This window comes from Mucilaginibacter sp. UYCu711 (assembly GCF_050433825.1).
In the GTDB taxonomy this organism is placed as follows: Bacteria; Bacteroidota; Bacteroidia; order Sphingobacteriales; family Sphingobacteriaceae; genus Mucilaginibacter.
Genome location: NZ_JBNPWM010000013.1, coordinates 42,920 through 57,141, shown reverse-complemented (window position 1 = coordinate 57,141; position 14,222 = coordinate 42,920). Strand labels below are relative to the sequence as shown.

The 14,222-nt window shown below is 43.6% G+C and carries 12 protein-coding genes; 9 read left to right on the top strand and 3 right to left on the bottom strand.

Annotated features, from left to right (window positions below):
• Positions 1-8: 8 nt before the first annotated feature.
• The 5 genes from ABIB50_RS23780 (at position 9) to ABIB50_RS23760 (ending at position 5,613) form a co-directional block, all read left to right on the top strand.
• The gene (locus tag ABIB50_RS23780) at positions 9-1,862 is read left to right on the top strand and encodes a hypothetical protein (RefSeq protein ID WP_429383904.1); all 1,854 of its coding nucleotides are present in this window, start codon (positions 9-11) and stop codon (positions 1,860-1,862) included.
• A 62-nt stretch (positions 1,863-1,924) separates the two neighbouring features.
• Complete coding sequence (locus ABIB50_RS23775) at positions 1,925-3,604, top strand: SPOR domain-containing protein (protein ID WP_429383902.1); 1,680 nt, start codon at positions 1,925-1,927, stop codon at positions 3,602-3,604.
• Between the two features lie 11 nt (positions 3,605-3,615).
• Positions 3,616-4,317, top strand: a complete 702-nt coding sequence (locus ABIB50_RS23770) for a MotA/TolQ/ExbB proton channel family protein (RefSeq protein WP_429383901.1) — start codon at positions 3,616-3,618, stop codon at positions 4,315-4,317.
• On the top strand, positions 4,317-4,715 hold the full coding sequence (locus ABIB50_RS23765) for an ExbD/TolR family protein (protein WP_429383899.1): 399 nt from the start codon (positions 4,317-4,319) through the stop codon (positions 4,713-4,715). The genes ABIB50_RS23770 and ABIB50_RS23765 overlap by 1 nt, the downstream gene beginning before the upstream one ends.
• 82 nt (positions 4,716-4,797) lie before the next feature.
• On the top strand, positions 4,798-5,613 hold the full coding sequence (locus ABIB50_RS23760) for an energy transducer TonB (RefSeq protein WP_429383897.1): 816 nt from the start codon (positions 4,798-4,800) through the stop codon (positions 5,611-5,613).
• A 46-nt stretch (positions 5,614-5,659) separates the two neighbouring features.
• On the opposite strand, the gene ABIB50_RS23755 is transcribed toward ABIB50_RS23760, so the two are convergent.
• Both ABIB50_RS23755 and ABIB50_RS23750 read right to left on the bottom strand, forming a co-directional pair.
• Entirely contained in the window at positions 5,660-8,305 is a 2,646-nt protein-coding gene (locus tag ABIB50_RS23755) for a PAS domain S-box protein (RefSeq protein WP_429383895.1), read from the bottom strand.
• Between the two features lie 157 nt (positions 8,306-8,462).
• Complete coding sequence (locus ABIB50_RS23750) at positions 8,463-8,828, bottom strand: response regulator transcription factor (RefSeq protein WP_429383893.1); 366 nt, start codon at positions 8,826-8,828, stop codon at positions 8,463-8,465.
• Between the two features lie 405 nt (positions 8,829-9,233).
• On the opposite strand from ABIB50_RS23750, the gene ABIB50_RS23745 reads away from it, so the two are divergent.
• Positions 9,234-10,532, top strand: coding sequence for a bifunctional folylpolyglutamate synthase/dihydrofolate synthase (locus tag ABIB50_RS23745; protein WP_429383891.1), 1,299 nt, complete (start codon positions 9,234-9,236; stop codon positions 10,530-10,532).
• Between the two features lie 307 nt (positions 10,533-10,839).
• The gene (locus ABIB50_RS23740) at positions 10,840-11,817 is read left to right on the top strand and encodes a Gfo/Idh/MocA family protein (protein ID WP_429383890.1); all 978 of its coding nucleotides are present in this window, start codon (positions 10,840-10,842) and stop codon (positions 11,815-11,817) included.
• Positions 11,818-11,840: 23 nt separating this feature from the next.
• Here the strand turns inward: ABIB50_RS23740 and ABIB50_RS23735 are convergent, their stop codons facing one another.
• Entirely contained in the window at positions 11,841-12,017 is a 177-nt protein-coding gene (locus ABIB50_RS23735; RefSeq protein ID WP_429383889.1) for a DUF6496 domain-containing protein, read from the bottom strand.
• 61 nt (positions 12,018-12,078) lie between these two features.
• Here ABIB50_RS23735 and ABIB50_RS23730 point away from each other — a divergent pair, with 61 nt between their 5' ends.
• Together ABIB50_RS23730 and ABIB50_RS23725 are read left to right on the top strand one after the other, a co-directional pair.
• Positions 12,079-12,951, top strand: coding sequence for a nucleoside phosphorylase (locus tag ABIB50_RS23730; protein WP_429383888.1), 873 nt, complete (start codon positions 12,079-12,081; stop codon positions 12,949-12,951).
• Positions 12,952-13,046: 95 nt separating this feature from the next.
• Positions 13,047-14,141: an AI-2E family transporter gene (locus ABIB50_RS23725; RefSeq protein WP_429383886.1), complete on the top strand. Its 1,095-nt coding sequence runs from the start codon at positions 13,047-13,049 to the stop codon at positions 14,139-14,141.
• The last annotated feature ends 81 nt before the right edge of the window (positions 14,142-14,222 follow it).

The following is a 14,222-nucleotide window of genomic DNA, read 5'->3' as shown; positions in this document are numbered from 1 at the left end:
ACAAGCACATGAAATTAAAATACACCTACACGCTGTTTACTTTGATCATGGTATTATACTTTGTTCCGGCTAACGCGCAAAAAAAGACAAACACGGCTAAAAAGCCCGCGGCAAAAACAACCAGGCCTGCGGCAAAACCGGCAGCAACTGTTAAAAAGGCCGACGCTAAATCATTAGGAGAAGCAGCGGCTAAAGTGACTGTTAAAGATACCGTTAAAGGCGGCGGTGCTGCCAATAATCCGGCCAATCCTAACGGTGGCAGCCTATCAGAAGAGATTGTAATAACATCAGCCTACAAACCGGTACTGGCAGATGCGGTAAAGATTCGCCGTAACCCCGACCTGGAAGATAAAACGCCGTTTAAGGCCCCGTTAACTTATGTTCCGTTAGATAAAAGGTTAGATAAGGATAATGAGATAAAGCAGCTTAACTCCATGAAAATGCCGGTTACTCCGGATACCCTGCCCTACAACAACATTGTACGTGCAGGCGTAGGCAACTTAAAAACCACATTTTTAGAAGGCTACTTCGGCAACGGGCCCGACCAGGCTTTACAGGTAAGCGGCTATGTTAAACACATTGCGCAAAGCGGTACAACCTATTACAAACAAAACAGCAGTAAGGACGAAGTTGGCGTGTTTGGCAAAAGCATTGGTGAAACCAATACCCTAACCGGCCGCCTGGATTATAGCAACAGCAGTAATTATTTTTACGGTTATAATTTATTACACCCGCCGGCTACTTTAGATGTGGCGCACCAGTATTTTAACACACTAAGCGGCGAGGGCGAAATTGCCAGGAATTATAAAGACATCGAGAACGACTTTACCTATGCGCTTAAACTTAAAGGTTATTTATTTGGCGACAGGTTTAAAGCGCGTGAGAATAACCTGGTATTAGCTGGTTTTGTAAACAAAACTATTAATGAGTTTTATACCGGACTGGCAGTTTCGCTGGATCTGAGCACCCAAAAAGATAGCTTATACTCGTTTAACAACAGCATAGTGCGGGCAAATCCCTATATCAAGTTTCAGGGCGAAAATTATAAAATTGATGCCGGGGTAAATTTGGTTGATGAGTTTGGCTTTGCCGGCCGGTTCTCTATATTCCCTGCCGCTAAGTTAGAGTACCAGGTTATACCCAAATATGTGCGCTTATTTGTCGAGGCTAAAGGCGATGTAAACAAATCATCGCTAAGGGATTTTTTTGGTATTAACCCTTTCCTGGGTAAAAACCTGCTGATCCAGAGCTCGGTTGATAAGCTTGACCTGAGCGCCGGCCTTAAAGGCACATTGGCACCGGGCCTTGGTTTTAAAGCCGATGTATTTAGAAACAGCGTAAAAAATATGCCGCTTATTGTTAATGATTTTGTTGCTACTCAAAATCGTTTCACCGTGATATACGATAACGGCAATGCTACCGTAAGCGGCTTTAACGGCGAGCTGGATTATAAAGCATCAAGCGACGTGGATGTTTTTGGCCGCGTGGAGTTTAAAGATTATAAAATGGCAAGCGAGGCACAAGCCTGGAACCTGCCTAAATTTAAACTGACTGCCGGTACAGCTATCAATATAAATGACAAGGTTAAAATAACAGGTTCGTTGGTGTTCCGTGGTTCAAGTTATGACCGTACCTATGATGTTTCTGTAACAACAGCAGCGGGGGTTGTACCATCACCAGGCTTAAACATCATCAATATCAGCTCGTTTGCTGATTTGAGCGGAAGTGTTGAGTATAAAGTAAACAAACAGATCTCCATTTTTGGGCGTGTTAATAATATTTTAAATTCAACAAATCAAACCTGGGTGCATTATCCTGACTACGGATTTAATATATTTGGCGGTGCGAGTTTCAGCTTTTAGTCTTGAGCCCTAAGAGTAAGACTTAAATTTGAACTTAACTAATTAACCGTTACTTTTAACGAATGGATGTAGGCTTTTATTTAGGCGAATTGTTAATGCAGCAGGGTGAGGTAAGTGTACCTGGCCTTGGTTATTTTGTGCAGGTACGTATTGGCGCGTATTATGACGAAAATGAACGCAAATTCTACCCTCCCTACCACCAGGCGCAATTTGATATCCAATCGATAGACGATGATGCCTTAGCCGAATATATTGCCGTTAAAAAAAATATATCCATAGCATCGGCAAAATATTTTACCGAAAAATATATTACCAACCTAAAGCAGCAGTCGCTTGTAAGCGAGGTACCTATTGGTAACCTGGGCCATTTTTATACCGAGCAAACCCAGCTAATTTTCAAACCCGCCGATAAGATAATTGACGACACGATATTTTATGGTTTAGAACCTGTCAGCATAAATAAAATAGGTATTACAAACCCTGTTGAGGAGCGCCCTAAGGTTGAGCTTAATTACCCGCCTAAACAGGTACCGGAAAAACCTGCCGTAACCGAAGAAATACCCGAGGAGGTGCCTCAGCCTGCAGAGCAACCGGCCCGCGTTTACCGCCAGGAAGAGGAAATGGCAGGCGTAGCGCCGGAGTTTTTTGAAGCCACAGAAGAAGAGGAAGAGCAAAAGAAAGGCCCGCTGATGTTATTGCTGGTAATATTTATAGCAGTAGTAGTTATAGCATTGGGCGTATTTGCCTTATACCGGTACCAGCCGGATACCTTTGCCAAAATAGTTTTCTGGCAACATAAAACCGTTGATACCATTAAACCAAAACCGGTTGTGGTGTCTAAACCGGATACAATAGCGACTGATAGCCTTACGGCCGACTCATTAAAAAGGGATAGCCTGGTAAAAGACACTATTGCCAAAACAACATCTGCAACTAAAAAAACAGAAGTGATAGTTACGCAACCCGCAACGCTACCTGCAAAGAAAGAAGTGATCCTATCACAAACTGAAGTGGCTGCGTCTAAAAAACAGTTGCTGGCATCTGTCGTCCCTCCTAAAAAGAAAGAAGCAGTTACACCGCCAATGGTAACTGTCCCGGCAAATAATAGCAAAATACTTGCGCCGCCGTCAGCAGCGGTAGGCACCAGGCGCTTTGAGGTGTATGCAGTTGACGCTGCAACAATTGCCGAAGCCAACGCGGTTATAATAAAGCTAAAAAAAGCCGGATTAAAGCCAAGATGGGTTACGGATGCGGGTGGTACAACTTACCCAATATCCATCGGTCATTTTTCTACTCAGGAGCAAGCTAAAGCTTTTGCAGCCAGCGCGATAGAAGCCGGTAAAGTTCCTGGCGGCAATGCTTACTTTAAGGAAGTTATACCACAAGTTATCAAACCAAAGACAGTAACGGCACCGGTAAACAAACCTGTTACCGCTATGGATAAACTGGAGGCCGGTAGCCCATTATTGGCGCCGCCATCTACAGCTACCGGAACTAGACGTTTCGAAGTATATACTGTTAGTACCGAAAGTATAGCCCAGGCGAACGCTGCAATCAGAACACTTAGGAAGGGCGGCTTTGATCCAAGATGGGTGAAAGATGCGACAGGACCATTATATCATATATCAATAGGGCATTTTGCCACTAAACAGGAAGCTAAAGATTTTGCGGTTAAAGCTATCGAATCAGGTAAGGTACCTGGCGGCGATGCTTACCCACAAGAAATTATACCAAACAAATAACCTACATATTAATGCAAGCAGTTACAGACACCGTTAACAAGGTAATAGATACGGCCAACCGCGCCACCCAACAATTAGCAGCCATACCGCACCAGGAACTTCGTTTCGGCGAATTAATTATTAAGGGTGGCTGGGTAATGGTACCCATAGGCATTTTGGCCGTATTGGGTTTGGTTATATTTTTCGAGAGATATTTTACCATCCGCAAAGCGTCAAGAAACGACAATAATTTAATGCAGCAGATACGCAGCAGCATCACGTCGGGCAATCTGGAGTCGGCAATTGCTATTTGCCGTAACAACAACTCGCCTTTGGGCCGTATGCTGCAAAAAGGCCTGTTACGCATTGGCCGCCCTATAAAAGATATTGAAGGCGCTATAGAGAATATTGGTAAGCTTGAAGTATCAAAGCTGGAGAAGAACATCAGCATTTTAGGTATAGTAGCCGGTATCGCGCCCATGTTTGGTTTCCTGGGCACCATAGCCGGTGTAATTAAGATCTTTTATGATATCTCAACTACTGATAACATTAGTATGGGTGTGATATCAGGTGGTTTATATGTAAAGATGGTGACATCGGCAGCAGGCCTGTTTGTAGGTATAATAGCCTACGTAGGCTTCCATATTTTAAATATTATGGTTGAAAGAGTAATATTAAAATTAGAGACCGACGCCATTGAATTTATTGACCTGTTAGAAGAACCAAGCAAATAATGAATTTAAGAAAGAGACAAAGAGGGGCATCTGCCGAGGTACATACTTCGGCCATGAACGATATCATGTTCTTCCTGCTTTTGTTTTTCCTGATAGCGTCGACAGTAACCAACCCCAACGTAATAAAGCTGGTGCTGCCAAAATCATCAAGCGGGCAATCGGTATCTAAAAAAACAATTACAGTATCCATCACCAAGGATCTGAAGTATTATGTCGATAAAAAAGAGATCCCGGTAGCCGACCTGAATAGTACGCTTTTAAGTTATAAAAGCATAGCTACCCAGCTTACCATTGTTTTATACGTTGATAAAACCGTTGCCATACAGGACGTAGTAGCCGTAATGGATATAGCGCAAAAACTAAATATTAAACTGGTATTAGCTACGGAACCAAAGTAGGGATAGAGATTAGTGATTAGTTGATTAGAGATTAGGTTGAATAGCCCGATGACTAATGACTTAATGACCAATGACTGAATAAATGAACTATATACAAGAAGAAAATAACTACCCAAGGGCATTTGCAGCAACCAGCGTGATAATGGTGCTGATTGCGGCGCTGTGTTATTTTTGGATCATCAGCATGCCGCCAAAGCAGGAAGATGGTACGGGCGGTATATTGGTTAATTATGGCACTACCGATGAAGGCATGGGCAGCGATTATATGAGCACCGAGCAGCCATCAATGGCCGAAAAAGCTAACCACTCCAAACCCGATAAAGTTACCCCCGCCCCGCCTACCGAAGAAAAAACAAAAGTAGAAGCCAGCGATAAAAATGTAGTTACGCAAAACAGCGAGGATGCCCCCGAAGTTGCGGCCAATACCAAAAAACCAAGCCATACCGTAGCTACCGAACCTACCAAAGCGGTTACCAAACCAACTGTTAATCAAAACGCGCTGTACAAAGGCAAAACCAACAATGGTGTTGGCGAGGGCGACGGTACCACCGGCACACCGGGTAACCAGGGCAAGCCAACCGGCAGCACACTTACCAATAATTATAACGGTACCGGCTCTGGCAATGGCGGCAGCCTGAATATGTCGCAACGCAGCTTTGAAAGCCGCCCTATTATTGGCGATGATGGCCGCCATACGGGCAAAATAGTGGTTGATATCCGCGTAGATAAAAACGGCAATGTTGTATATGCCAAAGGCGGCGGCAGGGGCACTACCATAGTTGATAATGCGCTGATCCAAAAATGCGAGCAAGCTGTAAGAAGCGCACGCCTAAATGCGCTTGAAAATGCACCCGATCCGCAGATTGGGCAGGTGGTGTTTGTGTTTAAGGTGAATTAAGAGTTTCCTTTTTAGCCAGAAAGGACATATAAACGCAAGGCAAACATCAATGTTCCTTAATATCAGACTTTAAAGACTTAAGATCTTCAGTTTTTGATTTATCCGTTATATTTTTGATGGTTTCATCCAGCTCATGAGCTGATGTTAAAAGATGATCAAGTATCACTTTACCTTCCTCTCCAACCTCTGCCGAATCTTCCAACAGGGGGATTAGCCCCATTATCCGTGAAAGCGGCGCACGCACAATATGAGATTGGATCCACGAAATTTCGAGTAGGCGTGTGTTTTGTGCTTCAATTGCATTTATGTAATTCTGTCTCTCTGTTATATCTGTAGCTATAGCTATATTGGCCGATATGCCCGAGTAGCTGATAGGTGCAACCTGGATGTCCATCTTAATTAATTCGCCGTTCTTCTTTTTATGGGTCGAAATCGTGCGGAAAACACCATCCTTTTGCTTAATTCGTTCATTAACAGCGCGTTCTAGGGCGGGGATATCCTCGGGCAGTCTGATATCTTTTAAAGTCATTGATAAAAATTCGTCACGGCTATAGCCAAAGTGAAGCACGGCTGCATTATTAACATCCAGGAAACGTAAGGTATTAACATCGGCAACCCATGCCGGCAGCGGGCTAAAATTAAACAGGTTGCTATACATTTTTTGCGACTGCTCCAGGTCGGCGTTAGACACAGCCAGTTCGGTGGCTTGTTGTAGCAGGTCTTGGTTCAGCTGTTCCAATTCATCATAAATTGCTTTTCGTTCGGTAATGTTTACCATCGTTCCCAGCAGCGCCGGCTGTCCACGGTATAAAGTTGCCCCGCCTAATATCTCGAACCATATCGGCTGGCCGTCTTTTTTAATTCCCCGGGCCTCATATCTGCTGGTCGATCTGATATCTTTCTCTATCCGCTCCTTCATGTTCTCCCTAACCAGCTCAATGTCTTCCCTATAAATAAATTTCTCGAAGGGTTGATTTATGATCTCTTCCTGGGTATATCCCATCTCTTCAGCAATTCGCGGATTAACGTATACCATCAGCCCGTTCTGAAGGATGTATACGCCCACAATAAAGTTTTCTACAAGATTTTGAAACTTAAATTGAGATTCTATTTTTTCGGTGATATTTTCTATCTGGGCAACAAGATATAGCGGGTGCTTATCCTTATCTTTTATCAGCGACACATTAAGGTTTATCCAAACTATACTTCCATCTTTATGCATATACCGTTTTTCAATTCGGTAAGTACCTGTTCCCCCTTTCAGGGTTTCGGCTTGAGCCTCAAGGTCTCTTGCAAGGTCATCCGGGTGGGTAACCTGCATAAAGGTGAGCGATAATAGTTCATCCTCCGTATAACCCAGCATTTCGCATAACGACCTGTTTACTTTTATCCACCGCCCCATAGAGCTTTCTTCTATCGAAGTAATCCCCATCCCAATTGCCGAATCTTCAAAAGCTCCTCTGAACCTGTTTTCAGATTTCGCAAGTTCGGATTGCTGAATATCCTCGCCAAAATAAACTTCTATGGCTTCGGCTATGGTATTAATAAGACTGCGTTCTTCTTCCAGGAACACCCCTTCCGCTTCAGGTGGCCTATTTTCGGTATATACTACTTCAACACTTCCTTTTCTGCCGTCAAGCAGCCCGAAATCAGCAATCTGTTTATATATTGAGTCTCTAAACCCTTGTGTTTTATATTCTTTCTCATCAAACAATATTCTTGCCTCACATACTTCGGGATATTGCCACCCTGGTGGTAATACTTCTACTATTTCCTGTAGCAGGGTGTCGGTTTTAACATACTCCTGCTGAAGTATTTGGTTAACCTTATAAATAGTAGTAAGTTCTTTTATCCTCTCCTGCAGCTCCATATTAGCCTTATTGGCCTGTGCTGTTTTCACATCGATTATTGCATTGAGTTTGTAAGGTTCGCGCGCTTTCCTATAAGCAAGTAAACCCGCGACCAACGACAATAATACGCCCATGCCCGATAATAAAAACGGAAATTTATCTACAGCATAACCCTCGGTATAACTTACACGTAACAACCAGTCGCCTTCGGGTATTTTAGTGTAAATATGCTCACTTTCCCTGGCCGGTTTGGTATCAGAAATCGAAAAAGGGACATAGCGTCCTTTCTCAAATTTTACCAGTTGATAAGCGAATTTCTTCTTATCGATGCCTGCCCGTTCAAGTTCTTTTTTGATGATATTAAGCCGTGTAAGTACTGTGGCAACGGCTATTACATTGTTATTTACAACGATTGGTACCTTGCCCAATATTCCGGTATCGCCGAAACGCAGCCGCCGGGGGCCGGCAAAGTAAATATCCTTTCGTTCTACCGCACGCGCCTCTTCGGCAGTACGTATCGGGTCGGTATTTACGTTAGTACCAATGGTTTCTTTATAATGCGTATCCGGGTAAACGTTTTTTACTATGCCGTTTTCGGTTATCTGTAATACCTGGGCATAGCGATTGTTGCTTAATATTTGGTTGGCGACACTGTCGAATTTTGCAGGGACACCATATTGCTTGTAGATGATTGCCAGGGTATTGGCTGCAGCGATGTCATTGAACAGGATATTTTTAAAACGGTCTTTTACGGCAGCGGCCTCTTCTACTAATTCGCTTTTGTGTTTGTCCTTTGATAATTTATACTGCTGGTACGTAAGCAACTGGGTAAGTGCTAACATAACAATAAATACAATTGTAAAAACTAATAAAGGCAGCCTGTACATATTGGCGACGAAAGTTTATTAAGTATCAGTAATTAAATTAAACAGACCGGCTGTTTTAACTAAGATACAAGAAATAAACTATCCTTTATGCAAATCCTATGCCTGCAACAAATTATTCCAGGCAATGCGCCTTAACTTTATTCATAAAGTAATTCAGATCAAACGGTTTTGCGATATGCCCGTCGGCGCCGCAGTCTTTGCTTATTTGTTCAAGGTCACTGTTGGCCGATACCAGGATAACCGGCAGGTGCTTTAACTTCTCATCGGCTTTAATATAGGCACACATGGCGTCGCCTTTCTCATCACCGCTCAGGGAAAGATCAAGTAAAATAAGTCCAACTTCCTGCTCGTGCAGCCTTCTTTTGGCCGAGGTGGTGTCTGCCAGGCTGGACACTGTGTAGCCATCAATTTCCAGTAATATGCTCATCATTTCCGCAATAACGGGCTCATCTTCTATAACTAATACTCGTCGCTTCATAATACAATGGTTACAGTTGTGGTAATGCAATAGTTATACCATGATTATTATTGCTGCTTTGTTATCCCCTCAGGTCTCCTCATAGAGGACCCTGAGGAAGAAACTGCAACCTCAGGGTCCTTTTCAAGAGACCCTGAGGGGACGGGAAAGGAAAAAGACAACTTTACACAGTAATAATTACTGCTTTATCCTAAATTTGCTGTAGCATCATGACCTACCGGCAAACCATAGACTAACTTTGTTGTCCCCTCAGGGTCTCTCGCAGAGGACCCTGAGGTAGGTGCTGTAAATCTCAAGGGCCCTCGCCAGAGATCCTGAAGGGACGGACCAGATGGCAAAGGAAAAGGCTAACTTCATCCGGTAATAGGTAATAATTGCTGCTTTATCCTAAATTTGCACATCATCATGACCTACCAGCAAACCATCGATTACCTGTACACCCAACTGCCCGTATTTACCCGCGTGGGTGCATCAGCCTACAAAGCCAATCTTGATAATACCATCGAGCTTTGTAATCGCCTTGATAACCCGCAGCATAAATTTAAAAGCGTACATATAGCCGGCACCAACGGCAAGGGCTCAACCTCGCACATGCTGGCGGCAGTATTGCAGGTTGCAGGTTATAAAACAGGGCTATACACCTCACCGCATTTAAAAGATTTCAGGGAACGCATCCGCATAAATGGCGAAATGATCAGTGAGCAGTCGGTTGTTGATTTTGTGGCGGATCATAAAACAGATTTCGAGGAGATCCAACCTTCTTTTTTTGAGATGACGGTAGGTTTGGCATTTGACATTTTCGCTAAAGAAAAGATTGATATCGCCGTAATAGAAACCGGGCTTGGCGGCAGGCTGGATTCGACCAATATCATCACCCCGCTACTGTCCGTTATCACTAACATCGGCTGGGACCATATGAATATCCTGGGCGATACGCTACAACTCATCGCTGCCGAAAAAGCCGGCATCATCAAACCCAACATCCCCGTAATAATTGGCGAAAAGCAGGATGAAGTAGCAGATATCTTCATCCGCAAAGCGGAAAAAGAAAACGCGGCTATAAGCTTTGCGTCGGAGTTGTTTAATTCAAAAGTCAAAAGTCAAAAGTCAAAAGGTTATAATGATTTGTTGGACGTTGAGATTACTCAAAACTCACAACCCACAACTCACAACTTACAACTGGATTTAACCGGCAGCTACCAGCTAAAAAACGTTAAGACCGTTTTAAGCGCAGTAAACGAGTTGCGCCGGCACGGCTATATCATTACCGATGACCATATAACAACCGCGCTGCGCCAGGTTAAAACACTAACCGGCCTGCATGGCCGCTGGGAGACCTTAAGCAGCAACCCGCTTACTATTTGTGATACCGGCCATAACCCGGAAGGTATACAGGAAGTATTGAAAAATATTGCCGGGGTAAAGTTTGACCGGCTGCATTTTGTCATTGGTATGGTGAATGATAAGGATAGCAGCAAGGTACTGTCTATGCTGCCGAAAGATGCCATTTATTATTTTTGTAAGCCTGATATCCCACGTGGGTTGGAAGCGGAAAGTTTACGTGAAAAAGCGGGAAGTTTTGGGTGTTATGGAGGGGTTTATGATTCGGTAAAATCTGCTCTTTTATCAGCCCAAACAGCAGCTACCCCAACCGACCTGGTATTTGTTGGCGGCAGTACATTTGTGGTGGCCGAGGTGGTTTGATTAATGACGAGATCTTGTTTCACCCTGAAACAAAAGCCCTGTTTCAACCCGTCTAAAACCCGATATTCACAATTAGTTGATTATCAGCAAAAAAAATGAAATTTATTCCTGATAACCCTGACTGATAAGTTGTTTCATTTTGTTTCAGCACGTTTTCACAAGATATTCATTATTAATTAGTTAAGCCTAAATCTTGTTTCACTTGTTTCATCTGTCTCGCAATTTCGTGAAACAAACTTTTCCCAGGATTGGCCCTGTTGATGTTTAAGGTTTTTATGTTATTTTTACTCCTGCCTACAAACACAATATGGAAACTACCTGGGGAATAATTGGTTGCGGCAACGTAACAGAAAAAAAAAGCGGCCCTGCATTTAATAAAGTACCCAACAGCAAGCTAATAGCCGTAATGCGCCGCAATGCCGAAAGGGCTGCCGATTACGCCCAACGCCATAAGGTAGGTAAATGGTATGCTGATGCCGGGCAATTGATGAATGATGAAGAAATCAACGCTGTTTATGTAGCTACTCCCCCGGCCTCGCACATGGATTATGCCCTGGCAGCCTTAAAAAAAGGGCTAAACGTTTATATAGAAAAACCGGTAACCCTAAACGCCGCCGAGGCCGAAAAAATAGCAGAAGCCGTTAAACAAAGCTCAGGCAAGGTATCCATAGCGCATTACCGCCGCGCGCAGCCTTTCTTTTTAAAGATAAAAGAGCTGTTGGACAGTAAGGTTATTGGTGATGTGCGTACCGTACAGATAAGAATGTGGCAAAGCCGTAAACCGGCTTTGATAACCCATTTAGAGGATAACTGGCGCGTTAACCCTGCATTATCAGGCGGTGGCTATTTCCATGACCTGTCGCCCCACCAGTTGGACCTGATGCTTTACTTTTTTGGCGAACCCGAATATTATGCCGGCCACGGGCTAAACCAGGCAGGCATTAACAACTGCGATGATAATGTAAGCGGTATACTGGTATTTAAAAACGGCGTGGTGGTTAACGGTTCGTGGTGCTTTAATGTAGCCGAAGAAGCGTCGGTAGACAGTTGCGAAATTATAGGGTCAGAAGGGACGATGAGCTTCCCTTTCTTTAACGCCCCGCATACCATTAAGCTAAAGATCGGCACAAAGGAAGAAGAGATCAACTTCGCCCCGCTTGAACACGTACAGCAACCTTTGATTGAGAAAGTAGTAAATTACTTTAATGGTGATGGTGATAACCCGAGTCCGATTGAGGATGCTATTGTTTTGATGAAAATTATTGACGCGTTTAGCGGGCATTAAAAAGTTGCCAATGACATAAAAAATTAATCCTTCTTCTCAGGCACTTTAGCGCCTGCGTTCCTGGCTTCTGATAAGCCTATGGCTACGGCTTGTTTTTTACTGGTTACTTTTTTACCGCTGCCGCTTTTCAGTTTGCCTTCTTTCATTTCGTGCATGATTTTCCCGACCTTTTCGCTTGCTTTTTCTGAATACTTTGCCATGGTATTAATATTTAAGTAAATAATATTAATCCATACAAAATATTTGCCAATTTTACCTGTGATGAACCGCATATCAGAAACCGACCTAATTTTAAATGCCGATGGCAGCGCTTACCATTTAAACCTGCTCCCGGGCGATATTGCCGACACGGTAATTACTGTTGGCGACCCCGATCGCGTTAGCGAAATAAGTAAGTACTTTGATACGATTGAACTGAAAAAAGGCAAGCGCGAATTTATTACGCATACCGGAACCATCGGCAATAAAAGGTTAACGGTACTGTCAACCGGTATCGGCACAGATAACATTGACATTGTATTTAATGAGCTGGACGCCCTGGTTAATATCGATTTTAAGACGCGTACGATCAACCAAAAACTGCGCAGCTTAAACATTATCCGCATTGGCACTTCGGGCGCCGTACAGGCAGATATCGCGGTCGACAGCCTGTTATTATCATCGGCAGCGTTTGGGCTGGACCCGTTGATGCATTATTACAAACAGACACTTACCAACAAAGAACAAAGCCTGCTTAATGCCTTTAAAGCTGATCTGCCTGCAAACGTTAGTCTATCGCCTTACATGGCATCGGCAGGCGATAGTTTATTAGCCGTTTTAAGTAAAGGCGGGCAGCAAGGCATAACCATTACCGCGCCCGGTTTTTACTCGCCGCAGGGCAGGCAGGTGCGCGCCGAAGCCGCCATCCCGCAGTTAATGGATATCATCCAACAGTTTAGTTTCGAAGGGCAGCGCATCACTAACCTGGAAATGGAAACAGCCGGTATTTATGGTTTGGCTGCCGCATTGGGCCACCAGGCGGTATCCTGCAACGTAATACTGGCCAACCGCGCTACGCAGGTTTTTAGCAAGCAGCCCGGCAAGGTCATGGAGCATTACATTAAAATTTTGCTGGAGAAGATAAGCGTGATTTAACATACCCTACAGGGCAGATATTTTGAGTAGTTATACAATTATTCCTATCTTCAAACCATATAGCAAACGGCTGCGTTACCGATCTAAATTATACAATGACCGCTAAAAAATTCATCGCTCCATTTTACGAACGCTTATCGCTTATACTGATAGGTATACTGGCGTTTGGTTTTGTAATAGTGCAAGGCAAAGAGATCCTGGACCCGCTGATGTTTGGTTTTTTGTTTGCGATATTATTATTGCCGGTTTCGGGGTTCTTCGAGCAAAAATTGCGGATGCCACGCAGCGCGTCGTCATTTTTAGCTATCATATTGCTGGTTGCATTTGTCGGCGGCGTATTGTACCTGGTAGGTTCGCAAATATCAAGATTAATGGACGACTGGCCCATGCTGCAAAAGCAAATTGCAGAGTCGTTAAACAATGTATACGGCTGGATTGAGAATACATTTAACTATAACGTAGATAAGCAGAAAGCGCTGATCCATAAAACAGAGGTTAAAATCATGTCGTCGGGTACCGAGGTGGTAGGCACTACCTTTGGGGCGGTATCTTCATTGCTGTTGTTCTATGTGTTCATCATGATATTTACCTTCTTTATCCTGTTTTATCGCAAACTTTTACTTGGCTTTGTATTGCAGGCATTTGGTAAGGATAATGAAGTGATAGTGCATGATATTGTTGAGAATATCCAGGGCATTTTAAGGCAGTACATTTTGGGCCTGGTTTTCGAGATGGTTATTGTGGCTACTGTAGCCTGCGCCGCCTTTTGGTTTATCGGTATAAAGTATGCGGTATTGCTGGGCATAATTGTGGGCCTGTTTAATATTATCCCTTACCTGGGCATATTTTCGGCATTGGCGTTGAGTGTACTCATCACTTTTGCTACGGGGCCTATAAGTAATGCCGTTTGGGTAGGTGCCTCAGTTATTGGCATCCACCTTATTGATGCCAATGTGTTGCTGCCTGCGGTTGTAGGATCAAAAGTGCGGTTAAACGCGCTGATAACTTTCCTGGGAATTATTTTAGGCGAAATGATGTGGGGCCTATCCGGAATGTTCCTGTCTATCCCGACTATAGCTATCTTTAAGATCATATTTGATCGGATTGAAAGCACCAAAGCCTGGGGCTACCTGTTAGGCGGCGATAACGAGTACAAAAAATTCGCAGAGAAAAAAATGAAAACCGAGTAGCATTTAACATATAACGATGGGTTTGAAACCCATCGTTATATGTTGTATACGTTTCTGTATTAATCGCTTTTCCTATCTTTA

Bases quoted from the DNA above. Each gene is read 5' to 3' on its own strand.
- ABIB50_RS23740 (WP_429383890.1), top strand. From the start codon at position 10,840: ATGGAAACTACCTGGGGAATAATTGGTTGCGGCAACGTAACAGAAAAA.
- ABIB50_RS23775 (WP_429383902.1), top strand. From the start codon at position 1,925: ATGGATGTAGGCTTTTATTTAGGCGAATTGTTAATGCAGCAGGGTGAG.
- ABIB50_RS23725 (WP_429383886.1), top strand. From the start codon at position 13,047: ATGACCGCTAAAAAATTCATCGCTCCATTTTACGAACGCTTATCGCTT.
- ABIB50_RS23730 (WP_429383888.1), top strand. From the start codon at position 12,079: ATGAACCGCATATCAGAAACCGACCTAATTTTAAATGCCGATGGCAGC.
- ABIB50_RS23745 (WP_429383891.1), top strand. From the start codon at position 9,234: ATGACCTACCAGCAAACCATCGATTACCTGTACACCCAACTGCCCGTA.
- ABIB50_RS23755 (WP_429383895.1), bottom strand. From the start codon at position 8,305: ATGTTAGCACTTACCCAGTTGCTTACGTACCAGCAGTATAAATTATCA.
- ABIB50_RS23780 (WP_429383904.1), top strand. From the start codon at position 9: ATGAAATTAAAATACACCTACACGCTGTTTACTTTGATCATGGTATTA.
- ABIB50_RS23750 (WP_429383893.1), bottom strand. From the start codon at position 8,828: ATGAAGCGACGAGTATTAGTTATAGAAGATGAGCCCGTTATTGCGGAA.
- ABIB50_RS23735 (WP_429383889.1), bottom strand. From the start codon at position 12,017: ATGGCAAAGTATTCAGAAAAAGCAAGCGAAAAGGTCGGGAAAATCATG.
- ABIB50_RS23770 (WP_429383901.1), top strand. From the start codon at position 3,616: ATGCAAGCAGTTACAGACACCGTTAACAAGGTAATAGATACGGCCAAC.
- ABIB50_RS23765 (WP_429383899.1), top strand. From the start codon at position 4,317: ATGAATTTAAGAAAGAGACAAAGAGGGGCATCTGCCGAGGTACATACT.
- ABIB50_RS23760 (WP_429383897.1), top strand. From the start codon at position 4,798: ATGAACTATATACAAGAAGAAAATAACTACCCAAGGGCATTTGCAGCA.